Genomic DNA, 22,947 nt, shown 5'->3' with positions numbered 1-22,947 from the left:
CAAATTGAACCTATGGATTTTAGAACCCCAAAGTTCGAATCCCCTTTTTTCCCTAATTTTGCGGGCATGTCGCGAAAAATGAAAAATAAGGTCGTCACTAACCTGCAGATCGAACGGATCGCTGCGGAGGGAAAATGTGTCGGTCACCATGAGGGAAAAGTGGTTTTTGTGTCCAACGTGGCTCCCGGGGATGTAGTGGATGTCAGAATCACCAAGGGGAAAAGCTCATTTATGGAAGGAGAAGTGGTTCACTTTCACCAATATTCAAAAGACCGCATTGAGCCGTTTTGCTCCCATTTTGGAACTTGCGGCGGCTGTAAATGGCAGCATATCGACTACGATCTTCAAAAGGAGTACAAGCGACAGCAAGTCGTTGATCAGTTTCAGCGAATCGCCAAAGTCCCGATTCCCGAGGTGAGGCCGATTCTAGGTTCGGCTAAAACTCAATATTACCGAAACAAGCTGGACTTCACTTTCTCAAATAAAAAGTGGTTGACCATGGATCAGATTAGATCTGGGGAAGATTTTGACCGCAATGCACTTGGATTCCATATTCCAAAGATGTTTGACAAAATCATAAATATCGAGCATTGCTATTTGCAGGGAGGACTTTCAAATGAAATTCGAAACGATCTGAGAGCCTTTTCCCTGGCAAATAACCTGAGCTTCTATGATATCCGATCCAATGCCGGACTCCTTCGAAACCTGATCATTCGTACTACTACGACTAACCAGACGATGGTCATCGTGCAGTTTGGAGAAAATGACCCAGAGTCAATTCAGCTGGTGATGGAATTCCTGCACGTGAAATTCCCCAATATCACCTCACTGCTTTACGTCATCAATACCAAGGGCAACGAAACGTACAATGATCTGGAATTGGTCACTTTTGCAGGTCTGCCCTATATTGAGGAAGAAATGGAAGGCTTGGAGTTTCGCATTGGACCAAAATCCTTTTACCAAACCAACTCGGAACAAGCTTTCGAACTGTACAAAGTGGCCCGGGATTTTGCCGATCTCCAAGGCAATGAAATCGTCTATGACCTCTACACCGGCACGGGGACGATTGCCAACTTTGTCGCAAAAAAAGCAAAACAGGTCATCGGCCTAGAATATGTCGAAGCTGCGATCGAGGATGCCAAGCTCAACTCCCAACTGAACGGAATTGACAATACGCTCTTTTATGCGGGTGACATGAAAGACATTTTGAATGAAGAATTCGTTGCAAATCATGCCGCACCGGATGTCATCATCACTGATCCGCCGCGTGCCGGAATGGATGAAAAAGTAGTGGAAATGCTTCTTAGGCTGGAAGCCAAAAAGATTGTCTATGTCTCCTGCAATCCCGCAACCCAAGCCCGGGATTTAGCACTTTTGGGAGAGAAATATGCCGTGAAAAAAGTTCAACCGGTGGACATGTTTCCCCAGACCTATCATGTAGAAAATGTGGTACTCCTAACACTAAAAAAATGATTTCAGACTTCAATGATCCCGAACTGAATGGAAAATATTTGGGTACGATTTCCAGTGATTTTGTAAAAATTTCGGATGTACTCAAAGAAGCCTCCTATCAAATCCGATCGAGGGGATTTTCTGATTTTCCGATTTTCCCAATTTCAAAAGAGATGCAACCCATCGGGAAAATCTTCATCGGCAAAGCGGAGAAAAACCTCGACTGGAATTACTTCATTACCTATGTGGATGAATTTGTACAGCGGACTTTGATCGCAGAGGAAGCCCTGGAAGACTTCAAAAAAGCCTATAAAGATCCCGATGAATTCTGCTGTTTATTCGTCATGGATGGGGCCTTTACTTCATTTGTCTACATTCCCTACCCTAATGATTAATCCGAGAAGTTAGCTTTATCTATCATTTAGATATAAACTTATTTACAATTGATATTCAATTACTTAAACTTTATTAATTAAACTTACATTTAATCAAATTTTCCGTACTTTTTCCCTTTTGAATGAATAGCCAGTATTAAAAATAGTCACCAAATTCCCCCATCAATTGAAAGCCAAAATCCTACTCCAGATTGAAAACGCTCAAGTCAAGTATTTAGGGGAAACCATTTTTCAGGACCTTAATTTCACTTGGGAAGAAGGACAGCAGTGGGCAATCATTGGGAGTTCCGGTCGTGAACTCACGGCCTTTTTGGAAACCCTGAGAGGAACTACTCACATTCCTGAAGGTAAAATTTCAAGGCCTTTTTCGAACGATTATACCAACCAAAAAAATGAAGAAGGGCGCATAAACAGTTTTCGGGATCTCATGGCTTACGTCTCGCAGCAATTCCGATTCCGGAATAAATCCAACCTTCAGAATTTCTATTTTCAGCAGCGGTTCAACAGCTCAGAGTCGGATGAAGCGGCCACAGTCCGGGAATTATTGACCGAAAATTCACAGGGGAAATCAGGTAACTGGACCTTGGGAAATGTCGCAGAATTGCTTCGCCTGACCTCACTTTTGGATGAATCCATTCTGAAACTTTCCAACGGTGAAACACGAAGATTGACTTTGGCCCTAGGGCTTCTCAGCCAACCCGAAATTTACCTGATGGATCAGCCGATGACAGGACTGGATGTGGAAAGCAGAGCAGCATTTGGTGATTTTTTAAAGACCATCATCTGCAAAGGAATCCACATTTTGATCACCACTTCACCCTATGAAATTCCTGATGGCATTACCCACATTGCGGAGCTTGGCGAAGGAAGAATTTCTCGTACTTGGAAAAAGGGCAGGGATCACTTCTCTCCTATCCAACAGAGAGAAAACCCCTGGGATCTTTCCCTGCTGCAAACTTTGGTAAGCACAATTACACCTTTTGAGGGGAGAGTCATTGATCTAAAAAATGTCAGCATACGATATGGCAAAAAGGACATCCTTCATCAGATCAACTGGCAGGTCAACTCGGGAGAGCGATGGCTGGTGAAAGGCAAAAACGGTTCGGGAAAGTCTACGTTGATCAGTCTGTTGATCGGTGAAAACCCACAGGCCTATGCTCAGGATTTTTGGCTTTTTGGCAGAAAAAGAGGGACGGGAGAGAGCATCTGGGAGTTAAAAAAGCCGATTGGGTTTGTTGCCCCGGAGCTGGTTCGCTTTTTTCCAGCCAATCAAACCGTTCGGAAAGTGATTCTATCAGGTTTTTTTGACACGATGGGACTGTTTAGAAAGACAACACTTGAACAAGAGTCAAAAGCGAATGACTGGCTTTCACTTTTTAAATTGGAAACTATCGCTGATCTACCCCTCAATCGAATTTCGCTCGAACAACAACGTTGGACTTTGCTCGCAAGAGCTTTGATTAAGAGTCCTATGTTGTTGATTTTGGATGAGGCATCACAGGGATTGGACGATTCTCAAAGGGCCCTTTTCAAAATGACCATTGAAAAAATCTGCGCTTTTTCTCCGATCAGCCTGATCTATGTCAGCCATTATATTGCGGATATACCAGATTCTGTAAACAAAACCCTGGACTTAGGTCTTAAAAATTAAATTCAGGAGGTTTAGAACTGCTTTAAATCCAAAGTGAATAGCTCCTTGGCTGGTTTGGTAGGGTTCCAGTTCATCTGTTTATAATTTGTTTCTCAATGGCCACATAGCCTGTCCCGATCTTTCATCGGTAGAATGCCCTGGATAATCATCCCTGTGTGAGAATTTTTCTCATGGGCATTTCAGTGATACTTGGGATTCAAAGCAATTAATCTTTACTTCCCGAAACGGGCACAAATCGTGCACTCAGATCCGGATCCGCCATTTCTTTATCCAAGGGATACATGGGGCGAATGATCCGCTTGTGACCGAGTCGGTCCAAGTCCTGATCTACCCCACCGGGGGTCTGTGCCATAATCCAGTCTCCTCGCATATCGTATAATTCCGGTACTAAATACCCGATTTTCACCACCACAATAGCTGCTTGCCTTGGGTTCAAATCCAGGTCTGTGAAATCCTTTTCTTTATGATAGGGCTTCCGCTTTTCAGTCACGATGACTTTTATGGATCCCACTTGAATCACGACTTCGACCTGGGCATCCGGATCACCTTCTTTGATCGCCAATACTTTTCCTTTCAGTAGAATTGGAGGAGAAAAGCGGTCATCTACCATCGCTCCTACGTAGCCTTCGACCTGATTTCCGATCCCGGCGGTTTTTGCTTTGGCAATCAAATCCGGTCCGGGAATAGAGGCATAGATCAATTCCGGTCCAGATTCGGACTTAAATTCAGGTCTTTTCAACAACTCATTCAAAGTCCAAGTCACATCACCCGCTCCTCCTGCAGTGGGATTGTCACCCATATCCGAAATCATAAAAGGGCGCTTTTCACTAGTCAAAGCCATCGTTAAGCTTTCGTCCAGAGATGCCACTGGTGCCACAAACTCAAATTGAGACCTCACCTCCCAAAAGCTCTGTGCAAGGTATTCGGCAGATTCCTTTACTTGCTTTTCATCATCACCGGTAACCATCACCACGGCGTGATTTCGAGGTTCGTCAGCCCATGCATATCCGATCCAAATTGCCGCATCAATTACCCCTTCTTTTTTGGTTTCAGGATCAACTTTGGCATAAAGCCCCTTTCCAGGTTCGATTCGGGTACTCGTTTTTTCACCAGGAAGTAAAATTGGAACAGGAATCCAGGCTTTGAAGGCAGGTTTGCCTTTCCCACTTTCCAACCGGTCAAGCAGATTTTCGACCGCCCGCTTTTTGGATTCCAAGGCATCTTCGTGTGGTGCCATTCTATAGCAAGTGATCAAGTCGGAATTCTCTGCCAGCACCATCGATACATTCCCATGAAGATCCATTGAAGTAGAAATAATCGTCTCAAATCCTACAACTTCCCTGACTCGAGTGATAAAATCCCCCTCCGGGTCATCCAAACCAACCACGCTCATCGCCCCGTGAATATCAAAAAACAAGCCGTCGTAGGGAAGGTTGGCTTTGAGTCGGTCAAGAGTCTGTGTGACAAGTGATTCATAAGCTTCACGAGTGACTATTCCGCCGGGCAAAGCATGCGCTCTCAAGGTTGGAATCCAGTTTGCCCGCTTTCTATCCATCGAATCAGGGGCCAAAAAAGGATAAAATGTAAACACCTCCTCCTCAACACAGGCTTTGAATGCTTCCTCATGCGTCAAGGCAGGTGAAAAAGTACTGGACTCTATCGCCAGGCCTGCAATCGCGATTCGGGGAAGTTTACGGTTGGATTCCTTTTCAGCACAGGAAAAAAACAAGAGGGATAGAATAAACAGAAGTGAGGGATTTTTCATAGGTGAAAGTTTTCGAATTCGAATTAAGTCAGAAATCAGTTTGTACCAAATCCAGAAACCGGGATTTCGATTTTAAAACTTCGACAATGAATTTGAAATGGTATTTTAAAACGGAAAAGCCCTAAGGCTTGGAATCCCTTTGACCAATCTCTATTTTCCGTTTCAAATAACCCAACGATGAATAATACCACTGAGATCACCCTTTCCGAAGCCCAAGCCCAAGTTGATCACTGGATCAAAACGGTTGGGGTTCGCTACTTCAATGAATTGACCAACATGACCATTTTGATGGAAGAAGTCGGAGAATTGGCGCGGATCATGTCCCGAACCTACGGCGAGCAGTCTTTCAAAGAATCCGATATGGGAAAAGATCTCGGGGATGAAATGGCGGACGTCCTATGGGTTTTGATCTGTCTGGCCAACCAAACCGGGGTGGATCTGACGGAAGCCATGAAGAAGAATTTTGAAAAGAAAAATATCCGGGACATCAACCGCCACCGCGATAATGAAAAGCTAAAATAAACCCAAACCCTACCGTGAAACTAAACGAGAAATCAATCATTGTCACCGGTGCGACCAGTGGAATGGGAATGGCTATGGCTGAAATTTTTGTCCGGGAAGGAGCTTTTGTCATCCTGAGTGGAAGAGATCTGGAAAGAGGACTTGCGCTCGAAAAAAAGCTGAATCAGGCCGTTAAAAAAGCAGTGTTTATCCAAGGAGATGTATCAAAGCCGGAAGTCAATGAAATGCTGGTGTCGGAGGCCGTGAGGTGTTTCGGAAAATTGGATACCATCGTCACCAATGCCGGAAATCTGGGAATCGGTTCGGTAACGGAAATTTCACTGGAGGAATGGGATTATACCCTCGCCACCAATCTCAACGCTGTATTTTACCTCAGCCGGTATGCGATTCCCGAAATGAAAAAGACGGGTAAAGGGGTCATCCTCGTCAACAGTTCTATCGCCGCATTTAAGTCCTTCCCAAATCATGCAGCCTATTGTGCAAGCAAAGCTGCTTTGGTTGCACTGGTGAAAGAAATGGCGCTGGATTATGGTCCTGAAATCCGGGTGAACTCCATTTGCCCCGGACCTGTGGATACGCCTTTGATTTGGGACTCCGCCAAGGCATTTCAAGACCCCAATACCATTGTGCAGCAGACCGCTGACAACACCCTAATGAAGCGGTTGGGAAAACCTGAGGATGTTGCTTCCTTGGCCTTGTTTCTGGTTTCGGAGGAAGCTTCCTGGATTACTGGATCAGCATTTACGATTGACGGGGGAATCTTGACCAGGTAAAATTTCACCAGTCCAGATTCCATTACCTTTTCCAACTAAATTCAAAGAATTCCTTTACCGATTAATCAAGGAAAAGGTTTTGGCTCGTATATTCCAGTATGCACTGTTTTAAAAAATTCTCGATTCTAATTTTTATACTTCTCACCCAAAGGATCAACCCTACACTAGCCCAGCAGGATTCTTTGCGGCAGGCAAAAAAAGCGATTTTCATCCTTCCCTTGGTGTATTACACGCCGGAAACGCGTTGGGTATTCGGTGCAGGAGGAGCAACCAATTTCAATCTCGGGGATTCGACAGCTACCTACGAAAGTCAAGCAGTCTTTGGTGTTGCTTATTCTTTGCGAAAGCAATTCTTGTCTTATGCCAATTGGAGGATTTTTACCGATCAAAACAAAAACCTGCTTTCAGGTGAAGTCGGTTGGTATGATTACGTCTATTTTTTCTACGGCATCGGGAATAACGTCAGCGAATCAGATTCCGAAACTTACTCTGCCAGATTCCCCAGAGTTCGATTTGATTATGCAAAGCAAATAGCACCTTCCTTTTATGTAGGAGTCAAGTCCTTCCTTGATGGCTTTAGCTTTTCTGATTTTGACCCGATGGGAAAGCTCGCAAACGAAGACTATTTGGGAAAAGAGGGCGGTTGGAATGTGGGATTGGGACCATCATTTATAGTTGATTCCCGCGACAATCCTATCTATCCTTTATCCGGATGGTTTTCGGAAACTTACCTTCTGCGATTTGGAAAGCCTTGGGGTGGAGATTTTGCCTATTGGGAGATTGGCGGGGACCTCAGACATTATCAACCGCTTTCGCAAAGCGTAATCTGGGCTAGTCAGCTTGCCACTAAAATTACAAGTGGTCAGATACCCTTTTTTGCTTTGCCCTTGTTGGGAGGAAATCGCTCGCTTAGAGGACTTTTTGAAGGGAAGTATCGGGACAATAATGTGGCTTTTATTCAAACAGAAATCCGAAAAAGCATCGGTACTCGCTGGGGTTTGGTGGGTTTCGCAGGAGTAGGAAATGTGTTCTCAGACCTTAATTCCATAGCGAATGGGACAAAAATAGCCTATGGTGCAGGTGGAAGATTCCGGCTTTCAAAGGCCAAAAAATTGAATCTCCGATTGGATTTAGCCCATTCACCAAATGAAGGGATGCAGTTCTACTTCACATTTGGGGAGGCTTTCTAGAAAGTCAGATAGCTGAAGTGAGAATGCTGAATAGCAGTAGGCAGTCGCAGTTGGCAGTTTTGTCACCCTGAGCACCTGACTGAGACACATTAAGCTCCATTTAATTATCCCGTCATTGGTGGGTAGAGTCGAAGACTTTTAGATTAAAAGTCAGAAAGCAGAAATTTGAAGATTGAAATCTGAAAGGCAGTCATAGGTAATTGCTTTTTTTATAAATAAAGCTCTCAGCTAGCTCAGAAAAAAAATCCGCGTAGATCAGCGATTTTTTCAACGCAGATCAGCGGGATATTTTCAGTCTTCAGTCCCAGTAGGCAGAAAGACAAGTCAGAATTATAAAGTCAGAAAGTTTACCTGAGGGAGGTTGGCTGAAAATAATTAGGCAGTCACAGTAGGCAGTTTGGTAATAGTTAGAAAGATGAAAATTACAAAGGAAGAACTACTAAACTTTCACCAAAAACCCTCTATCATCCAATTTCACCACAATCTCATACAAATCCAGGGTCAGGCAAAAGTCAATATCCCGCTCGATACCATGATTTTGTAATCGCTTGGCGTGGGAGGCTTGAGATAAAAAACCTTTGAGATTATGTCCAACTTTTTCAAAAAGCATACTCATGGCCAAAGCTCCATCTTCGCTGGACTCATGAGTTGACTCCAAAGACTTCACCAATGCTCCTGCATAAAGCGAATCTTCTAGATTGAAATGCCCTTTCCAGCCGGCACAGTGAATCAGAACATCTTTGCTTTGAGCCTGGATATGGGAAACCGTAGCTTTGAGGTTTGGAAAAGCTCCGATCAAAACCTCTTCAGCTTTGAGTGATTTTTCAATGGCTTGAGTGCCATTTGTGGTAGTCATGGCGAGTTTGCAGCCGACATAGGACCCATCAAGGTAGGCTACGGGAGAATTTCCCATTTCAAAACCAGGTGCAGTCAGGCCATTTCGTTCGCCTCCGATCAGGAATCCTTTGTCCTGCATCAGTCGGCAAGCTTCCAAATCGGCGAAAGGAATAATCTCCTCCACTCCACTGGCCAAAGCAGCAACCATCGTGGAAGTGGCACGAAATATATCGACCACTACCACGATTTTGCCTTCCAGATCGAACAGATGAATTAACTCAGGACTGAAGCAAACTTCAACTTTTCTCATGCTTAGGCTTTAAGCAATGGAAATTTTTCAACCAATGCTTTCAGGTTTTTATTTCTGATTTGGATAAAAATCTCGGTTCCAGGCTTGCTAAAGGCCGTTTTCACATAACCCATTCCGATTCCTACCCCCATGCTTGGAGATTGCGTGCCGGAGGTTACCTCTCCGATTACTTCTCCTGCTACATCCACGATGGGATAGTGTCCTCTTGGAATTCCTCTTTCCTGCATGACGAAACCTACCAATTTGCGGGAAACGCCTTCTTCTTTTTGCCTTTTCAGCGCTTCTGAATTGGTGAAGTCCTTGGTGAATTTGGTGATCCAGCCTAGGCCTGCTTCGATGGGTGATGTGGTATCCGTGATGTCATTTCCATAGAGGCAATAGCCCATTTCCATTCTTAAGGTATCGCGTGCACCCAGGCCGATTGGCTTGATGGCAAAATCTTTTCCCGCTTCAAAAATCGCCTTCCAGACATGCTCAGCGTCTGCATTTTTCACATAAATCTCAAATCCACCAGCACCGGTATAACCCGTACCGGAGATGATCACATCCTGAACGCCTGCAAATTCACCAACCGTAAAGTGGTAAAACTTCACCTCCGAAAGATTGACGGGTGTCAAGGACTGTACTGCTTCGATTGCTTTTGGACCCTGTACTGCAAAAAGTGAATAGTAATCAGAAACATTCGTCAGCTTTGCCCCCATCGTATTGAACTTGTTCACCCAAGTCCAGTCCTTATCGATATTGGAGGCATTGACTACGAGCATGTATTTTTCTTCGTCAAACTTGTAAACGATCAAATCGTCCACAATTCCGCCTGTCTCATTGGGAAAGCAGGAATATTGAGCCTGTCCGATGACCAGCTTGGAAGCATCATTGGAAGTTACTTTTTGGATCAAATTAAGGGCCTCAGGTCCTTCCACCATAAACTCACCCATGTGAGACACGTCAAAAACCCCTACTCCATTCCGCACGCAAAGGTGTTCTTCATTGTCGGAACTGTAGCGCACGGGCATATTGAATCCGGCAAAAGGCACCATTTTGCCACCAAGGGCAATGTGCAGGTCATTGAGAGGTACATTTTTGATTTGCTCTTCCATTATTTGGGTGTTTTTAGTCGTGGGCAAAGGTAAGGATTGGATGGAATTAAGGTGAAGGGAATATTGGTTTTTTGGTTAACCGTCCACTGACCACAGTCCACAGCATCGATCCTACTTCATGTGATTGATCGGCAGATTCTGTGACTGATGAAACCAAAAAAAAGGCAGCCCAAAAGCTACCTTCATTACTACTTTGAACAGTTTATTTTAAACCGAAAAGCTTTCTCCACATCCGCAAGTTCGACTGGCATTTGGATTTATAAATTGAAATCCTTTGCCATTCAATCCGTCAGAAAATTCCAGCACCGTGCCTGCCAGATAAAGTAGACTTTTTCTGTCGACCAGAATTTTAACTCCTTTATCTTCAAAAACATGGTCCGTTTCTACCATGGTGGCATCAAATCCAAGGTCATACATCAAGCCGGAGCAACCTCCGCCTTTGACAGAAACCCGTATATTTTCATTTTCAGATCGACCTTCCTCTTTTCGGAGTTCGAGAATACGCGCTTTGGCTTTTTCAGAAACGATGATCATATCTTTATACTTTTACTTTTGATACTACTTTGGAATGTAACGTAAACACATCCACCAAAAAAAAGATTCGCCATAAAGATACAAAATAGATGATGAGGAAAATCGAACATATCGGAATAGCTGTGAAGGATTTGAAAAAATCCAATGAGCTCTTTGCCCTTTTATTGGGAAAGGAACACTACAAAACAGAATCTGTAGCAGGTGAAGGGGTAGAAACCAGCTTTTTCCAAGTCGGAGAAACTAAAGTAGAATTGCTTCAGGCAAGCCGTCCGGATAGTCCGATTGCCAAATATTTGGAGAAAAAATCAGAGGGAGTTCACCACATCGCTTTGGATGTAGAAGACATCCATGCAGAAGTCAAAAGACTGAAAGAAGCAGGTTTTGAAATCCTGAATGAAACTCCGAAACAGGGTGCTGACAATAAAATTGTGGTATTTTTGCACCCGCGCAGTACGAATGGCGTATTGGTGGAGTTGTGTCAGAATGCGGGTTGAAAGGTTGGAAAGTTGTAAAGTTGAAAGGTTTTTGAATTGGAAGATTTGAAAATTGGAAGATTGAAAAATTGGGGAAGTCGGGCAGAAAATCGAAATATTAAAGGTCAATTTTGGTCTATATCCCCAACAATATCCATTCGGTTGCAAATCGTACCCCGATAGCTATCGTGGCAAAAATCGTAAATAAAAATTATGTCAGAAAAGAGAACTGAAATAAGTGAATTAGGTGAGTTTGGCCTGATCGATCATTTGAATTCAACAGTACTAATAAAAAATTCGGGAACAGTCAAAGGAATCGGTGACGACGCGGCAGTAATTGAAGCAGGAGATCATGTCAAAGTGGTGACTACTGATCTGCTGCTTGAAGGTGTTCATTTTGACCTTTCTTATGCGCCCTTGACCCATGTTGGGTTCAAAGCTGTCGCTGTCAATATTTCTGATGTAGCTGCCATGAATGCCATTCCAAAACAAATCACTGTCAGCATTGCGCTATCAAATCGCTTTTCCGTAGAAGCAGTAGATGCTTTATACGAAGGGATTAATGCCGCTTGTGAGCATTACGGCGTAGATCTGGTCGGTGGAGACACGACAGCGTCAAGAGGCGGATTGGTAATTTCAATCACTGCAATCGGAGAAGCTCGGAAAGAACAACTCAGCTATCGATCCGGAGCGAAAGTCAATGATATCCTATGCGTGACGGGTGATTTAGGCGCTGCCTTGGTAGGCCTGCAAATTCTGGAGCGGGAGAAGCAAGTATATCTGTCCAATCCTGACATGAAACCTGATCTTGAAAAGTACACCGTAGTCACTGGTCGGCAATTAAAACCTGATGCCAGAATGGACATTATCCATGAAATGCGCGAATTGGGCGTGGTGCCTACCAGTATGCTTGATATTTCGGATGGCTTGGCTTCGGAGATTTTTCACATCTGCAAGGCATCCGGCGTGGGCGCCACCATCTACGAAGACAAACTCCCGATTGACAAGCAGACCTTTGATACGGCTGTGGAATTGAATCTGGATCCAATCACTTGCGTGCTGAACGGCGGAGAGGATTACGAATTGCTCTTTACGATTGATCAGAAAGACTTTGCGAAGCTGGAAAAACATCCGGACATCCACTTCATCGGACATATCACCAAAGCAGAAGAAGGAAAGTATCTGGTGACCAAAAGCGGAACTGCTGTGCAGCTAAAAGCGCAGGGCTGGAAGCATTTTTAATTTCGGAAGTGGGATTTCGGTGAACATCCGAAATCCCACTTCCGAAATCCGAAATTCCTAAACCCTATTTTTCGAGTCTATTACAATTGTCACAGGACCATCATTGACTAGACTGACTTTCATATCAGCGCCAAACTCTCCCGTGCCGATTGATTTTCCAAGTTCTGATTCTAGGACCTTGATCATCTTTTCATACATGGGAATAGCAATATCCGGTTTTGCTGCTTTGATGTAGGAAGGGCGATTTCCTTTTTTGGTACTGGCATGAAGCGTAAACTGGGAAATCAACAAGATCTCCCCTCCCACTTCGAGTACACTGCGATTCATCACCCCATTTTCATCCGGAAAAATCCTGAGGTTGACGATTTTCTTACTCAGCCAGTCTATATCTTCTTGGCCATCGATCTCTTCAATCCCCAACAGAATCATTAGACCTGTTCCAATCTGAGATTTGATTTTACCATCGATTTTAACAGCTGATTCAGATACACGTTGGATGACTACGATCATTTGCTCAAATCCTGCATTTCACCTGAAAGAACGACTTCAACCCTTTCAGAGCCTGACGCCAATGCCTTTTTGACCATTGCTTTGGCAACTTGATAATCATAAATCGGACGGATGTTTTTCGCCAATTTCAGCCAAACCAAGGGCTTCATCAAAATGGTGGCGATCACTTCTCCAAAACGAAACTCGCTTCGATTTCCCAGCAAAAGTGAGGGGCGAAACAGACCCAAATACTCAAATTGAATGGATTTGAGATCATTTTCTGTTTCCCCCTTGACTTTATTATAGAAAACAGCTGATTTGGAATCGGCACCTAATGCAGAAACATATAAAAACTTAACTGCACCGATCTTTTTTGCCCAACGGGCGAATTCAATCACCAAATCGTGATCAATGGCGTAGAAATTTTTCTTGGAACCTGCGGTTTTAAGTGTGGTCCCCAGGCTGGAAAAAGCGTGGATTTCAGCAGTTTTTTCCGCAATCGCATCGATCAAAACATGGTACTCCCCTCCAAGCGATTGCGCATTCACTAAGTCTTGCCAGTTCCAGGAATTGATCTTGAAAAGATCACCGGCTATCTGGATCAGTTTGGCATGTTTGAGTGCCAACTTTCTTCTGCCGACGCTTAGTACATAAGCGTATTCTTTTCCCTGCAAAAGCTGGTGAAGCAGTTGCATTCCAACAAGTCCTGAGGTTCCTGAAATTAAGGCGATATTCATTTGATCAAAGTTGATTGAATTAATGGGAAAAGCTCGGCTTCGAGGTCCTGATTTTTATTTTTGGCATACCAAAGATGGATTTCCTCCAAAAAATCCTTATACGCTTTTCCCTGAGAATCGTGTTTGTATTCTTTGTGTCTGTTGATCAAGTATTCAGGCTTAGGGCCCCAGACAAACAGCTCCACCTTCAAATCACCTGTAAATACGATCAATTTTGGGATTGATCGAGCTCCTTTTGTGAGGTAAGCATCCATAATCTCAGGATTCTCATCCCTCATAATTATCTTCAATTGGATCAATGGGTTTGATTCTGCCAGTTTTGCAATATATGGAATGGATTGGGATCCATCTCCACACCAAGCCTCAGTGATCAACAACCAAACTTGGGCTTCCGTGATAGATCGAATAAGATTTTGCATCTCAGCCGAAACCTTTGCGGTCTTGTCCCAGCGCCTCATTCGCTGCAAGCACATCCTGGTATAATCAAGGTAAGCCTCACTTTGATTTCCTCCAGTCGTTCGATTTTCAAGAACTAGTTGGGCTGTAAAGTCAACAAATTGTGGATAGGTAAGCCCATGATCAATTACCTTTTGGGTAACGGGGTGACTCAGGAATTCCATTTTTTAAATTTGGATGTTAACAGAATCAGCTATCACTGAGTTCGCTCCCACTCCAGAAACTTATCCACCTCATCTTTCACCTTGGCATACACGGCCAAGACTACAGAAAGATCATCTGCAAATCCAAAAAAACCTAAAAAATCAGGAATTAAATCTATAGGCGAAATAAAATACACCAAGGCCAAAACTATCAAGCCAAGCGTACTAAATTCCATTTTGTGATGACCCTTGAAATGTGCTTTGATCATTCGGATAAAAATCTGAATCGGTGCGGTAAGCTTTTGAACTTTAGGATTGTGCGCTAGCTTGCTGAGCTTTGAACCCACATTTTTCAAAAGCTCTACGACTTTTTGTTCTTGGCGAACCAGCGCATCAACTTGCTTTCCAAAGAGCGCTCTTGCCTTTTCTAATATTTCGGAAGTTTTTGAAGCAAATGTGGTCATAGCTTAGAAATGAAGTTGAATTTCTGATTTTACCTGACGAAGCGCGTAGGCGATAGCATCATTTTTTTGCTCCAGGGATTGAGAAAAAATTGCTTTAGCGAGCTCCATTCCACTGGCCTCAGCATTGAGCGACTGACGGCTGAGATTCAGGAGCGTAATCACGTCCTCCACAGCCCGGCGAACAGCTTCCCAAGTTTCCTCCGAGAAATAAACCTGCTGGCTTAGGTTGTGATTAAACTCTTCCCGAACTTCAGCCAGCAGCTGAGGGTGAAGTTCTGCAGCTGTAAACTGACTTGGATTTGATCGTCTCACTAAGTTATTGGGAGTGATCCGTTCCAAAAGCAAACAAAGTCGCTCTGCTGCCTGAAGTCTTATCGGTAAGACTACCTGAGTATTTTGAGTTTTGAGGTCAATCAAGAGCTTCTCCCGTTCTTTGGATAGAAAAGAGACGACCACCAGGTACATTCCATAAAGGACGATGCCTGCCGGCAGGATGATTTTAAGCAAATCAAGTAAGTAATCCATCGTTTTATTTTGTATTCGAATATCAGCAATTCTCTTGAGTCAAAAAACCGGCCGAATCGATAAATTTGAATATCTTATCGAACCAAAAACAAGATAATTTGATTTTCACCGCATGCTGATTCCCATTTCCATCACCGAAAAAGCCGAAGCTGAAATCAAGCACATCATGGCTACCAAGAATATTCCTACCGATTATTTTCTTCGGGTTGGAGTCAAAGGTGGCGGTTGTGGAGGGATGTCCTATGCATTGGGATTTGATAAGCCAAAAGCTGAGGATCAGCAATTTGAGATCGACGGAATTCCGGTTTTGATCGAAAAAAAACACTATATGTTCCTGATGGGAATGCAGATTGATTTCTTCGATGGAGACGAGGCCAGAGGTTTTACTTTTATCAATCCTGACATTCCAAAACGTCATGATCTTTGATTTTCAGTACCTTCAATAATCCAATCCCATGGCTATGAAGGTTTTATTGATTTCAATCCTACTTCTGACTTTTAGTCACCTTGCTACTGCACAAGTGCGCCATCTTGAGGCAGACCAAGCGCCTATCCAAGGGAAAGTGGAAGAACTTAATTGGATGGTCGGGTATTGGACAGGCCCCGGACTAGGCGGGGAATGTGAGGAAGTTTGGATGCCAGCTGTGGACGGGCACATGGTGGGCACCTTTCGCTTTTGGATGGAGGGAAAGTTGGTATTCTCCGAGTTCATGAATCTGATTCAGGACGGAGAAAGTGTCTCCATGAAACTGAAGCATTTCAATCCCGATCTGACTGGATGGGAAGAAAAAGCCGAATGGACGACCTTTCGCTTGATCGAATTAGATGAAAACAAGGTTTGGTTTGACGGATTGACCATCGAGCGGATGGGAGATGAGCTGATCTATCATCTGTCCTTGACAGGGAATGGGCAACGGACCATTGAAGAGTTTAGATTCAAGCGGAAGGCGCTTTAACCACTAATCCTCAAACCCCGGTTTCACATTATCCCAAAATTCATCCAAAGCCACAATTCTGGGCTTCAAAAATGAAATGATTTCCGACCAATCCGATTCCTCCATCACATTGACTCCGGAACGCACTTTTTCGATTTTGGATACGGTCTGACCCACTTCATTTACTGCGTGTAATTTCCAGTCCCATTCTTCTCCGAGTGTGTTTTTCAGGAGATTTCCCAACTCCTTGAACTGCATAAAATACAATTCCTGCAATTCCTCGTCCTTGTGCGCGATTTCGACTCCAATCGATGCGAAATTCGACTCAGCTTTCATCCGAAAATAGATATGCTTAACCCCTGTCCGGTAATTGGGCCAGTTGATCCTCCTTCCTTGGGCATTGGGAACAGGCTTCATGTATTGCCCAAATGTAATCCAGAACTCAGCCCGGATTCTCGAAGCCTCAGATCGACTGTACATAGTAGTTTTAAGCGAAATCTTCAGGAAAACAAACCGTCACAGCAGAGTATTGTACGATTCCACCGAGTGCCGGATGATGTTTTTTCAGGGTGAGACGAACTGATTTCACTTTAGGATAAGCAACCAGAATATCCGAAACGATCCGGTGACCGAGGTGCTCCAGCAGCTTCACTTTCACATCCATCCGTGCTTTGATCAGTTGGTACAATTTGGCATAATCCACCGTATCCTTAAGGCTGTCATGAAGCATGGCTTCCTTAAAATCAGTCTCCAATTCCAAATCAAGCGTAAAACGATTCCCCAAAATCGACTCTTCGGGATAAGCACCATGGTAGGCATGAAACTCAATTCCTTCCAGCGAAACTTTACCCATCAGTCGAATTGATCAAAAAATGACCCTGAGGACTTTTTCAAGTCTTCAGGTTTTGATTCCCCGGTTTTATTTTCAGAATTAGCCTTTCCGATTGCCTCATCTTTTTTCACTTCTTCTTCTACCATTTCTTCCTCGATATCGTCCGGTGCTTCTGACACCTCATCCACAACTGGCTCAATCTCTTCTTCCACAGTTTTATCCACTGATACTTCGGCAATTTCTTCCACAGGAATCTCTCCCTGCTCTTCCAATTCATGGGTCATGGCCTCAACTGTTTCCATTGTCTCCTCATCGAGGGTTGCCTCAGACATATCCTCTTCAAACTGCTCCTCTGCTTCAGCATTGGTTGGTGCTTCGGCCTGAGTGGCAAGGACAGCAATATTTGCCACCGAAAAATGGCTTGATCGGCTCAGTTCGTCAATCGCTCGTTGATATGCCTTGCCATCTATTCGGAAAAAATGTGCATCTGAAAGGTCAATCTGATTCAAGGCATCCTGGGAAAGACGCTTCAGACTTTTCACCAAAGCCTCACGCTGTTCAAGCAGCCCATCATAACTTCGTACTAAGCTCTGCATGCTTTCACGGATTTCCTTGATGGTTTCCTTGGCTTTTGCTTCGGCTGCAGAGGTGATGATTCGTGCTTGTTCCTCGGCTTGCTTCTGAGCTTTTTGGAGAATCTGATTCGCTTCGTTGGTGGTCTGTTCTGCGTATTTATCGGCTTGGCTGATCGTCTGTTCGGCATATTGATTTGCCCGGGAAGTGGTTTCTTCAGCCATAGCGTTGGCTTCTGCAATAATTTGATCAGCCGCCTCACTCGCCTCAGTGATCATAGTTGCCCCGGTATCTTCGGCCGTTTTCAGAGTTCTGAAAAGTGAATCCTCCACGTCTTTCAGCCTTTTTGCTTCGGATTCCACTTGCTGAAGCTTACTCCGCAGATCCAGATTTTCCTGGTTTATCTGCTCCATAGCGACACTCATTTCTTCCAGAAACTGAGAAACTTCCTTTTTTTCATAGCCTCTGAAGGCTGTTTCGAATGCTTTTTGCCTAATGGCGGTTGGGGATATCTTCATGTGCTTATAATTGTTTTTTTATTGCCACATGGAATCTCGCAAGGAATATAATCATCCCAGCGGGTGGTATACTTGTCATGCTCGATTTCATAAATTTTCTTCTTCAATTTGCCAGATAGAAATAGTGCGGTCGTCAGAAATCGAAATGACATGACCTGAGTAGCTGCTCCATAGCACTTTGTTGATAGAAGTCCCATGACCGGCATTTCGGGCTTTGTCAATGACCTTCATCAGCTTATAGTTTTTTGCATCCCAGACTTTGATGGATTTATCCATGGAGCAGGTGACCAGGTATTTTCCGTCATCTTTGAAAGATAAAAAATTAATGGCATACATGTGCGCCACGATATTTTCTAGCAGGGTATAGTTTTCAGAATCCCAAAATTTCATGTGTGCATCCCTTCCCGCTGACACCAGCACTTTCTCATCCGGGGAATAATTTAATGCAAAAACAGAATTTGTATGCCCATTCAGATTGGTTAGAGGCTGAAAATTATTTGCCAAATCCAGAATTTTGATTGAATGATCACTTAATCCAAGGGCCAATTGCCTTTTTTCGGCAGCAATTGCCATTACCCGGATACTTTTAGAACTGAGCTTGATATGTTTTTTGACACTGCGCTGTACACTGTCCACCACTATCAATACCCCATCTCCAGTCCCAATCAGGATCTCACCACCGAATACTTTGATATCGAAAATTGCTTGATCTGTGATTTTAAGATTCCAGATTTCCTTATTCTCATTGAGGTCTATCACATGAATTCCCTCAAAATTGTGTCCGATGATCAGAAAGTTGCGCTCGCTATCGATTGCCAACGCATAAACTGAATGGGGCAATTTGGCGATCAATTTCCCATCTTTAGGAAGATCAAGATCCCACTCTACCACCATGCCATCACCAGCACCGGTATAAAAAAATCTCGGATCGCTTCCTTCAGCCAGTGCATAGATGCAGTCATTGTGACCGGTCAGCGTATGTAATTTATTAACTTGGATTTTTGACATATATTGGACGATCACTCAGCGGTGCCCTTTTGGCCTATGCAAACAAAAATAGAAAAAATTGATTCTTCATCCGCCCTAGCCGTGAAGATTATCGAATCACAGCAAGATCAATCCTTGGATTTCTTGAGTTTCCGGGAAAAACTGTCTTTTGCCAATATTTCTCATCCGGACAAAAAGAAAGAATGGGCAACCGCCAGGTTCGCCATTCATGACGCCCTGAAGGCTCTGGAAGTGCCTTATCCCGGTTTTTTCAAAGACGAACACGGAAAATCCCAAGCAATGAATGGACAGGGTTTTGTCTCGCTCACCCATACGTTCGGTTTTGCCGGAGCTATTTTCCACCGAGAGCTCCCTGTCGGTATAGACATGGATTTGGTTCGGGAGAAAATATTGAAAATCGGGTTTCGATTTCTGGATCCTGCCGAATTGGAATTCCTTGAAAAAGACCCTTTTCATTACACCATGGCTTGGTCTGCGAAGGAATCGATTTTCAAATGTCAGGGAAAAAGAGGCGTTTCTTTTCGGGAGAATATTCTACTAGAACCTTTCGAAGTCAATGCCATGAAAATCAAAGGAAGAATAAGAGGAACAGACTTTGCAGATCATCACTACACCGTGGATGTGAGGAGATTGGAAAATGTAATTTTGACCTACACCATTTGGTGAAAAAATGAAAAAAACCTTCCTGTTAATCTCCCTCTGTATTGGATTGCTATGGAGCGCTTCCGCTCAAAATCTCAATGAACTTACTGCGACTGACGCCGTCACCGGAAAGACCATGAATCTTGGCTCTATGTCCAGCGGAAAGGGTTTTGTCCTGATTTTTCACAGCTTAAATTGCCCCTTTGCAAAATTATACGAAACTCGGATCAAAGCCCTCAAAACTACTTTCCAAAACCAGGGGATTGGTTTCGCACTGATCAATCCGGAGGTTGGAATTTCGGAACCAGAGCAAACCGTACTGCGAAATTACATCGATCAAAGCGGAATGAACATGTCCTACCTGATTGATGGGGGTCAGGCCTGGACCAAAGTATTTGGAATCACAAAAATCCCCGAAATAGTCGTCCTAACGCCCGGAGAAAGTGGATTGAAGATCACCTATCGCGGGGCAATTGACAATAATCCTCAATCCGAAACTGCAGTGACCGAAAGACATCTGGAACGTGCATTAAACCAAATTCTTCGTAAAGAAAGCCCCACTCCTGCTCAGGTCAGGGCAGTGGGATGCAACGTACGGACTTATTGATTTTAATCTGTTTATAATTTGATTTTTTAAAGGCCATCCCGATAGCTATCGGGAGGAATCTCGCATGAATTATACTCATCCCCCTGTGTGTCGCTTTGGGTCATGCTCGATTTCAAGAATGGCAATCATCTCTTTGACCTCTTCGACTTTATTGGCTTCTCCCAGCTTTTCAAAGGAATTTCCCAAATTTCGCAAGGATCGGAGTATCATATCCAAATGCGTGCAGGGCTCAAAAAAGTATGCTTTGGGTTCGATCTTGAGATGGTCCAGGTAGTTAAAAATATCCTGCCGATTGAAAGTTAATCCTTTGTTGAAAGCATTGATATAAAACGTAATATCGGCTGATTTATATGTCAAAACGAATAAGTTGGGCAAGTTTACTCCATATATGGGCAATCCGAGCTTTTTAGCGACCAGAAGATAAATTGCACAGAGACTGATAGGATTCCCCTTTTTTGAATCCAAGACCGAGGATAACATACTGTTTGCGGGAGAATGAAAATTCTTTGTATTTGCCGAAAACCGCAGGGTGTTGAACAGTACATTGTTGATGATACGAACTTGATCGTATGGCTGAAGGTCATTTTTGAATGAAGTCCAAACCTCGAAATAAATCTGGTGCATTTCAGCATTCAGTTTTTCGAAATCCAGATCCGGATATTGATACGTGTTCAAAATCCAGAGTCCTGTCAACAAGTCCCGATCTTCTGAATCCCTCCATTCCGCAAATCTGCTCTTGACCAGTGAAAACTGCAACTCATGAACCAGCTCCTCGATTTCCTTTTGAACTTCAGGGTTAAAGCTTGTCTCCCACTTTTGCTCCAAAAAAGGAATAATCTCTGCCCCCAAGGAGGTGATTTTATCCCTGACGTGGTTTTTCACTTCCAAATCAGGATCATCAAGTAACGAAACCAAAGCATCTAATTGGGCAGTTGTCAGTTCGCTCATATTTTTCTTGGCTTGGTATAATTTACTAAATTTACGGAAAAAGAGAACTAGCAGACATTATCAAATCACAAATTCTTGTCTCGTGGCTCTTCCTTCTTGTATCTTTTTCAAGGCTACTCCTTCTCTTTATACTTGATCTAACGACTGGCAACTTTCCCTAAGTCTGAATCACCCCAACGTTAAATCTTTCGGTGATCGGGGCATGATTGGCTGCCGCTATACCCATGCTGATCACTTTTCGTGTTTCACGAGGGTCGATGACTCCATCTACCCAAAGTCGTGATGCCGCATAATAGGGGCTCAGTTCCTCGGTATACTTAGTGGTAATTTCTTCCAAAAGCTGCTTTTCTTCTTCTTCGGAAATCACCTTCCCGGTTTTTTTGAGAGAAGCCACTTTGATTTGGAGCAAAGTTTTCGCTGCCGCAGCACCCGACATCACCGCCATTTGGGCTGTTGGCCAAGAATAGATCAATCGCGGATCGTAAGCTTTGCCACACATGGCATAATTGCCAGCCCCGTAGGAATTGCCCAGGACGATGGTAAACTTAGGGACGACAGAGTTAGCCATGGCATTGACCATTTTTGCGCCATCTTTGATGATCCCACCGTGCTCGGCTTTGCTACCGACCATAAATCCACTGACGTCCTGAAGGAAAACCAGTGGAATTTTCCGCTGATTGCAATTCATAATAAATCGGGCAGCCTTATCCGCTGAGTCGGAGTAGATCACCCCGCCCATTTGCATTTCACCTTTGGCAGTTTTGACGATTTTGCGCTGATTGGCGATTATTCCTACTGCCCAGCCGTCAATACGAGCCGTACCGCAAATCAAGGTTTTGCCATAATCTTTTTTGTATTCATCGATCTCACCACCATCTACCAAGCCTGAAATAACATCCAGCATATCGTATGGCTTGACGCGCTCCATCGGAAAAATATCGAGGAGTTTCTCATTCGAAATTCTCGCTGGCTTACTTTCAATCCGATCAAAGCCTGCTTTTGGATTTTCTCCCAATGTTCCAAAAATCTTCCGAATTGCATCCAAACAATCCTGATCTGAGTCGTATTTGTTGTCCGTAACCCCTGAGATTTCGCAGTGAGTCGTTGCTCCGCCAAGTGTTTCATTGTCCACGTTCTCCCCAATTGCAGCTTTGACCAAATAGGATCCAGCAAGAAAAATAGAACCTGTTTTGTCCACAATCATCGCTTCGTCCGACATGATCGGAAGGTAGGCTCCTCCTGCCACGCAGCTGCCCATGATTGCAGCGATTTGTACTATTCCCATGGCAGACATTTTAGCGTTGTTTCGAAATTGACGGCCGAAGTGCTCCTTATCCGGGAAAATTTCATTTTGCATCGGGAGAAAAACACCGGCACTATCGACTAAATAGATGATTGGAAGGTGATTTTCCATCGCTATTTCCTGTGCGCGCAGGTTCTTTTTGGCAGTCATCGGAAACCAAGCTCCGGCTTTCACAGTCGCATCATTAGCTACAATTACGCACATTCGCCCTTGCACAAAACCGATCCCGGTAACAACCCCTGCCGAAGGACATCCGCCTTCCTCTTGGTACATTCCGTCGGCTGCAAACAGGCCAATTTCCAAAAAATCAGAACTTGCATCGATCAGGTGATCAATTCGCTCGCGTGCTGTCAGCTTGCCCTTTTGGTGTTCGGAATCGATGCGCTTTTGGCCCCCGCCAAGCTTTACCTGGGCTGTTTTGGATTCAAGCTTTCGGAGTAAATCATGAATAGTCGGTTGAGTTGTCTCCATATTGGAATTCATTAGTTTTTTGGGTTTATACATTTTAAAACTCCCAAGAGGCCGT

General features: G+C 43.9%; 27 protein-coding genes. 12 read left to right on the top strand and 15 right to left on the bottom strand.

All coding sequences use genetic code 11. The features are described 5' to 3' along the window. Nucleotides 1-66 precede the first annotated feature (66 nt). The 3 genes from rlmD to C4S61_RS01240 all read left to right on the top strand — a co-directional run bounded on the left by rlmD (nucleotide 67) and on the right by C4S61_RS01240 (nucleotide 3,498). Nucleotides 67-1,473 carry a 23S rRNA (uracil(1939)-C(5))-methyltransferase RlmD gene (gene rlmD, locus C4S61_RS01250; RefSeq protein WP_103923153.1) on the top strand — a complete coding sequence of 469 codons (1,407 nt, stop codon included), beginning with the start codon at nucleotides 67-69 and terminating at the stop codon, nucleotides 1,471-1,473. Beyond that, complete coding sequence (locus tag C4S61_RS01245; protein ID WP_103922977.1) at nucleotides 1,470-1,847, top strand: hypothetical protein; 378 nt, start codon at nucleotides 1,470-1,472, stop codon at nucleotides 1,845-1,847. The genes rlmD and C4S61_RS01245 overlap by 4 nt, the downstream gene beginning before the upstream one ends. A gap of 166 nt (nucleotides 1,848-2,013) precedes the next feature. After that, entirely contained in the window at nucleotides 2,014-3,498 is a 1,485-nt protein-coding gene (locus C4S61_RS01240) for an ATP-binding cassette domain-containing protein (RefSeq protein ID WP_103922976.1), read from the top strand. Between the two features lie 205 nt (nucleotides 3,499-3,703). On the opposite strand, the gene C4S61_RS01235 is transcribed toward C4S61_RS01240, so the two are convergent. Then, nucleotides 3,704-5,263, bottom strand: a complete 1,560-nt coding sequence (locus C4S61_RS01235) for a M81 family metallopeptidase (RefSeq protein WP_103922975.1) — start codon at nucleotides 5,261-5,263, stop codon at nucleotides 3,704-3,706. A 177-nt stretch (nucleotides 5,264-5,440) separates the two neighbouring features. On the opposite strand from C4S61_RS01235, the gene C4S61_RS01230 reads away from it, so the two are divergent. The 3 genes from C4S61_RS01230 to C4S61_RS01220 all read left to right on the top strand — a co-directional run bounded on the left by C4S61_RS01230 (nucleotide 5,441) and on the right by C4S61_RS01220 (nucleotide 7,748). Continuing rightward, complete coding sequence (locus tag C4S61_RS01230; RefSeq protein WP_200820520.1) at nucleotides 5,441-5,785, top strand: nucleotide pyrophosphohydrolase; 345 nt, start codon at nucleotides 5,441-5,443, stop codon at nucleotides 5,783-5,785. A gap of 14 nt (nucleotides 5,786-5,799) precedes the next feature. Continuing rightward, on the top strand, nucleotides 5,800-6,558 hold the full coding sequence (locus tag C4S61_RS01225) for an SDR family NAD(P)-dependent oxidoreductase (RefSeq protein ID WP_103922974.1): 759 nt from the start codon (nucleotides 5,800-5,802) through the stop codon (nucleotides 6,556-6,558). A 98-nt stretch (nucleotides 6,559-6,656) separates the two neighbouring features. After that, complete coding sequence (locus C4S61_RS01220) at nucleotides 6,657-7,748, top strand: BamA/TamA family outer membrane protein (protein ID WP_103922973.1); 1,092 nt, start codon at nucleotides 6,657-6,659, stop codon at nucleotides 7,746-7,748. Between the two features lie 439 nt (nucleotides 7,749-8,187). Here the strand turns inward: C4S61_RS01220 and C4S61_RS01215 are convergent, their stop codons facing one another. The 3 genes from C4S61_RS01215 to C4S61_RS01205 all read right to left on the bottom strand — a co-directional run bounded on the left by C4S61_RS01215 (nucleotide 8,188) and on the right by C4S61_RS01205 (nucleotide 10,526). Next, nucleotides 8,188-8,895, bottom strand: coding sequence for a 2-phosphosulfolactate phosphatase (locus C4S61_RS01215; RefSeq protein ID WP_103922972.1), 708 nt, complete (start codon nucleotides 8,893-8,895; stop codon nucleotides 8,188-8,190). A 2-nt stretch (nucleotides 8,896-8,897) separates the two neighbouring features. Then, on the bottom strand, nucleotides 8,898-9,992 hold the full coding sequence (gcvT, locus tag C4S61_RS01210) for a glycine cleavage system aminomethyltransferase GcvT (protein ID WP_103922971.1): 1,095 nt from the start codon (nucleotides 9,990-9,992) through the stop codon (nucleotides 8,898-8,900). A gap of 207 nt (nucleotides 9,993-10,199) precedes the next feature. Next, complete coding sequence (locus C4S61_RS01205) at nucleotides 10,200-10,526, bottom strand: HesB/IscA family protein (RefSeq protein WP_103922970.1); 327 nt, start codon at nucleotides 10,524-10,526, stop codon at nucleotides 10,200-10,202. Between the two features lie 92 nt (nucleotides 10,527-10,618). On the opposite strand from C4S61_RS01205, the gene mce reads away from it, so the two are divergent. Together mce and thiL are read left to right on the top strand one after the other, a co-directional pair. Further along, complete coding sequence (mce, locus tag C4S61_RS01200) at nucleotides 10,619-11,020, top strand: methylmalonyl-CoA epimerase (protein WP_103922969.1); 402 nt, start codon at nucleotides 10,619-10,621, stop codon at nucleotides 11,018-11,020. Between the two features lie 192 nt (nucleotides 11,021-11,212). After that, entirely contained in the window at nucleotides 11,213-12,241 is a 1,029-nt protein-coding gene (gene thiL / locus C4S61_RS01195) for a thiamine-phosphate kinase (RefSeq protein ID WP_103922968.1), read from the top strand. 57 nt (nucleotides 12,242-12,298) lie between these two features. Here the strand turns inward: thiL and dtd are convergent, their stop codons facing one another. From dtd to C4S61_RS01170, 5 genes are read right to left on the bottom strand one after another with little or no spacing between them, the layout of a single operon-like run. Further along, the gene (gene dtd / locus C4S61_RS01190; protein ID WP_103922967.1) at nucleotides 12,299-12,751 is read right to left on the bottom strand and encodes a D-aminoacyl-tRNA deacylase; all 453 of its coding nucleotides are present in this window, start codon (nucleotides 12,749-12,751) and stop codon (nucleotides 12,299-12,301) included. Beyond that, nucleotides 12,748-13,467: a Rossmann-fold NAD(P)-binding domain-containing protein gene (locus tag C4S61_RS01185; RefSeq protein ID WP_103922966.1), complete on the bottom strand. Its 720-nt coding sequence runs from the start codon at nucleotides 13,465-13,467 to the stop codon at nucleotides 12,748-12,750. Before C4S61_RS01185 ends, dtd begins: the two co-directional genes overlap by 4 nt. Further along, the gene (locus C4S61_RS01180; protein WP_103922965.1) at nucleotides 13,464-14,087 is read right to left on the bottom strand and encodes a thioredoxin family protein; all 624 of its coding nucleotides are present in this window, start codon (nucleotides 14,085-14,087) and stop codon (nucleotides 13,464-13,466) included. The genes C4S61_RS01185 and C4S61_RS01180 overlap by 4 nt, the downstream gene beginning before the upstream one ends. A gap of 32 nt (nucleotides 14,088-14,119) precedes the next feature. Next, nucleotides 14,120-14,530, bottom strand: coding sequence for a YkvA family protein (locus C4S61_RS01175; RefSeq protein ID WP_103922964.1), 411 nt, complete (start codon nucleotides 14,528-14,530; stop codon nucleotides 14,120-14,122). Between the two features lie 3 nt (nucleotides 14,531-14,533). Then, complete coding sequence (locus tag C4S61_RS01170) at nucleotides 14,534-15,055, bottom strand: DUF7935 family protein (protein WP_103922963.1); 522 nt, start codon at nucleotides 15,053-15,055, stop codon at nucleotides 14,534-14,536. Between the two features lie 112 nt (nucleotides 15,056-15,167). Between C4S61_RS01170 and C4S61_RS01165 the strand changes: the two genes are divergently transcribed. Together C4S61_RS01165 and C4S61_RS01160 are read left to right on the top strand one after the other, a co-directional pair. Then, a complete protein-coding gene (locus C4S61_RS01165) occupies nucleotides 15,168-15,482 on the top strand; it encodes a HesB/IscA family protein (protein WP_103922962.1) in 315 nt (104 codons plus the stop codon). Between the two features lie 34 nt (nucleotides 15,483-15,516). Next, a complete protein-coding gene (locus C4S61_RS01160) occupies nucleotides 15,517-16,011 on the top strand; it encodes a DUF6265 family protein (RefSeq protein ID WP_103923151.1) in 495 nt (164 codons plus the stop codon). A gap of 3 nt (nucleotides 16,012-16,014) precedes the next feature. Here the strand turns inward: C4S61_RS01160 and C4S61_RS01155 are convergent, their stop codons facing one another. The 4 genes from C4S61_RS01155 to C4S61_RS01140 all read right to left on the bottom strand — a co-directional run bounded on the left by C4S61_RS01155 (nucleotide 16,015) and on the right by C4S61_RS01140 (nucleotide 18,921). After that, nucleotides 16,015-16,470, bottom strand: coding sequence for a DUF4268 domain-containing protein (locus tag C4S61_RS01155; RefSeq protein ID WP_103922961.1), 456 nt, complete (start codon nucleotides 16,468-16,470; stop codon nucleotides 16,015-16,017). 7 nt (nucleotides 16,471-16,477) lie between these two features. Beyond that, the gene (gene folB / locus C4S61_RS01150; protein ID WP_103922960.1) at nucleotides 16,478-16,843 is read right to left on the bottom strand and encodes a dihydroneopterin aldolase; all 366 of its coding nucleotides are present in this window, start codon (nucleotides 16,841-16,843) and stop codon (nucleotides 16,478-16,480) included. Then, a complete protein-coding gene (locus C4S61_RS01145) occupies nucleotides 16,843-17,913 on the bottom strand; it encodes a DivIVA domain-containing protein (protein WP_103922959.1) in 1,071 nt (356 codons plus the stop codon). The genes folB and C4S61_RS01145 overlap by 1 nt, the downstream gene beginning before the upstream one ends. Nucleotides 17,914-18,000: 87 nt before the next feature. Beyond that, on the bottom strand, nucleotides 18,001-18,921 hold the full coding sequence (locus C4S61_RS01140) for a WD40 repeat domain-containing protein (protein ID WP_103922958.1): 921 nt from the start codon (nucleotides 18,919-18,921) through the stop codon (nucleotides 18,001-18,003). A 36-nt stretch (nucleotides 18,922-18,957) separates the two neighbouring features. On the opposite strand from C4S61_RS01140, the gene C4S61_RS01135 reads away from it, so the two are divergent. Together C4S61_RS01135 and C4S61_RS01130 are read left to right on the top strand one after the other, a co-directional pair. Then, on the top strand, nucleotides 18,958-19,587 hold the full coding sequence (locus C4S61_RS01135) for a 4'-phosphopantetheinyl transferase family protein (protein WP_103922957.1): 630 nt from the start codon (nucleotides 18,958-18,960) through the stop codon (nucleotides 19,585-19,587). 4 nt (nucleotides 19,588-19,591) lie between these two features. Next, nucleotides 19,592-20,170: a thioredoxin domain-containing protein gene (locus C4S61_RS01130; RefSeq protein WP_103922956.1), complete on the top strand. Its 579-nt coding sequence runs from the start codon at nucleotides 19,592-19,594 to the stop codon at nucleotides 20,168-20,170. Nucleotides 20,171-20,245: 75 nt separating this feature from the next. On the opposite strand, the gene C4S61_RS01125 is transcribed toward C4S61_RS01130, so the two are convergent. Next, nucleotides 20,246-21,118, bottom strand: a complete 873-nt coding sequence (locus C4S61_RS01125) for a transglutaminase-like domain-containing protein (RefSeq protein ID WP_103922955.1) — start codon at nucleotides 21,116-21,118, stop codon at nucleotides 20,246-20,248. Nucleotides 21,119-21,275: 157 nt separating this feature from the next. Continuing rightward, nucleotides 21,276-22,892, bottom strand: coding sequence for an acyl-CoA carboxylase subunit beta (locus C4S61_RS01120; RefSeq protein WP_200820530.1), 1,617 nt, complete (start codon nucleotides 22,890-22,892; stop codon nucleotides 21,276-21,278). Nucleotides 22,893-22,947 lie beyond the last annotated feature (55 nt).

Origin of the sequence: Algoriphagus boritolerans DSM 17298 = JCM 18970 (assembly GCF_900108085.1) — a bacterium.
GTDB classification, from domain to species: Bacteria; Bacteroidota; Bacteroidia; order Cytophagales; family Cyclobacteriaceae; genus Algoriphagus; species Algoriphagus boritolerans.
Note: the sequence above shows the minus strand (reverse complement) of the source record. Positions and strands in the feature narration are given on the sequence as shown.

What these genes read in the sequence shown, in the direction of transcription:
- rlmD (WP_103923153.1), top strand. Translation starts at nt 67, where the DNA reads ATGTCGCGAAAAATGAAAAATAAGGTCGTCACTAACCTGCAGATCGAA.
- C4S61_RS01245 (WP_103922977.1), top strand. Translation starts at nt 1,470, where the DNA reads ATGATTTCAGACTTCAATGATCCCGAACTGAATGGAAAATATTTGGGT.
- C4S61_RS01235 (WP_103922975.1), bottom strand. Translation starts at nt 5,263, where the DNA reads ATGAAAAATCCCTCACTTCTGTTTATTCTATCCCTCTTGTTTTTTTCC.
- C4S61_RS01230 (WP_200820520.1), top strand. Translation starts at nt 5,441, where the DNA reads ATGAATAATACCACTGAGATCACCCTTTCCGAAGCCCAAGCCCAAGTT.
- C4S61_RS01220 (WP_103922973.1), top strand. Translation starts at nt 6,657, where the DNA reads ATGCACTGTTTTAAAAAATTCTCGATTCTAATTTTTATACTTCTCACC.
- C4S61_RS01215 (WP_103922972.1), bottom strand. Translation starts at nt 8,895, where the DNA reads ATGAGAAAAGTTGAAGTTTGCTTCAGTCCTGAGTTAATTCATCTGTTC.
- gcvT (WP_103922971.1), bottom strand. Translation starts at nt 9,992, where the DNA reads ATGGAAGAGCAAATCAAAAATGTACCTCTCAATGACCTGCACATTGCC.
- C4S61_RS01205 (WP_103922970.1), bottom strand. Translation starts at nt 10,526, where the DNA reads ATGATCATCGTTTCTGAAAAAGCCAAAGCGCGTATTCTCGAACTCCGA.
- mce (WP_103922969.1), top strand. Translation starts at nt 10,619, where the DNA reads ATGAGGAAAATCGAACATATCGGAATAGCTGTGAAGGATTTGAAAAAA.
- thiL (WP_103922968.1), top strand. Translation starts at nt 11,213, where the DNA reads ATGTCAGAAAAGAGAACTGAAATAAGTGAATTAGGTGAGTTTGGCCTG.
- dtd (WP_103922967.1), bottom strand. Translation starts at nt 12,751, where the DNA reads ATGATCGTAGTCATCCAACGTGTATCTGAATCAGCTGTTAAAATCGAT.
- C4S61_RS01185 (WP_103922966.1), bottom strand. Translation starts at nt 13,467, where the DNA reads ATGAATATCGCCTTAATTTCAGGAACCTCAGGACTTGTTGGAATGCAA.
- C4S61_RS01180 (WP_103922965.1), bottom strand. Translation starts at nt 14,087, where the DNA reads ATGGAATTCCTGAGTCACCCCGTTACCCAAAAGGTAATTGATCATGGG.
- C4S61_RS01175 (WP_103922964.1), bottom strand. Translation starts at nt 14,530, where the DNA reads ATGACCACATTTGCTTCAAAAACTTCCGAAATATTAGAAAAGGCAAGA.
- C4S61_RS01170 (WP_103922963.1), bottom strand. Translation starts at nt 15,055, where the DNA reads ATGGATTACTTACTTGATTTGCTTAAAATCATCCTGCCGGCAGGCATC.
- C4S61_RS01165 (WP_103922962.1), top strand. Translation starts at nt 15,168, where the DNA reads ATGCTGATTCCCATTTCCATCACCGAAAAAGCCGAAGCTGAAATCAAG.
- C4S61_RS01160 (WP_103923151.1), top strand. Translation starts at nt 15,517, where the DNA reads ATGAAGGTTTTATTGATTTCAATCCTACTTCTGACTTTTAGTCACCTT.
- C4S61_RS01155 (WP_103922961.1), bottom strand. Translation starts at nt 16,470, where the DNA reads ATGTACAGTCGATCTGAGGCTTCGAGAATCCGGGCTGAGTTCTGGATT.
- folB (WP_103922960.1), bottom strand. Translation starts at nt 16,843, where the DNA reads ATGGGTAAAGTTTCGCTGGAAGGAATTGAGTTTCATGCCTACCATGGT.
- C4S61_RS01145 (WP_103922959.1), bottom strand. Translation starts at nt 17,913, where the DNA reads ATGAAGATATCCCCAACCGCCATTAGGCAAAAAGCATTCGAAACAGCC.
- C4S61_RS01140 (WP_103922958.1), bottom strand. Translation starts at nt 18,921, where the DNA reads ATGTCAAAAATCCAAGTTAATAAATTACATACGCTGACCGGTCACAAT.
- C4S61_RS01135 (WP_103922957.1), top strand. Translation starts at nt 18,958, where the DNA reads ATGCAAACAAAAATAGAAAAAATTGATTCTTCATCCGCCCTAGCCGTG.
- C4S61_RS01130 (WP_103922956.1), top strand. Translation starts at nt 19,592, where the DNA reads ATGAAAAAAACCTTCCTGTTAATCTCCCTCTGTATTGGATTGCTATGG.
- C4S61_RS01125 (WP_103922955.1), bottom strand. Translation starts at nt 21,118, where the DNA reads ATGAGCGAACTGACAACTGCCCAATTAGATGCTTTGGTTTCGTTACTT.
- C4S61_RS01120 (WP_200820530.1), bottom strand. Translation starts at nt 22,892, where the DNA reads ATGGAGACAACTCAACCGACTATTCATGATTTACTCCGAAAGCTTGAA.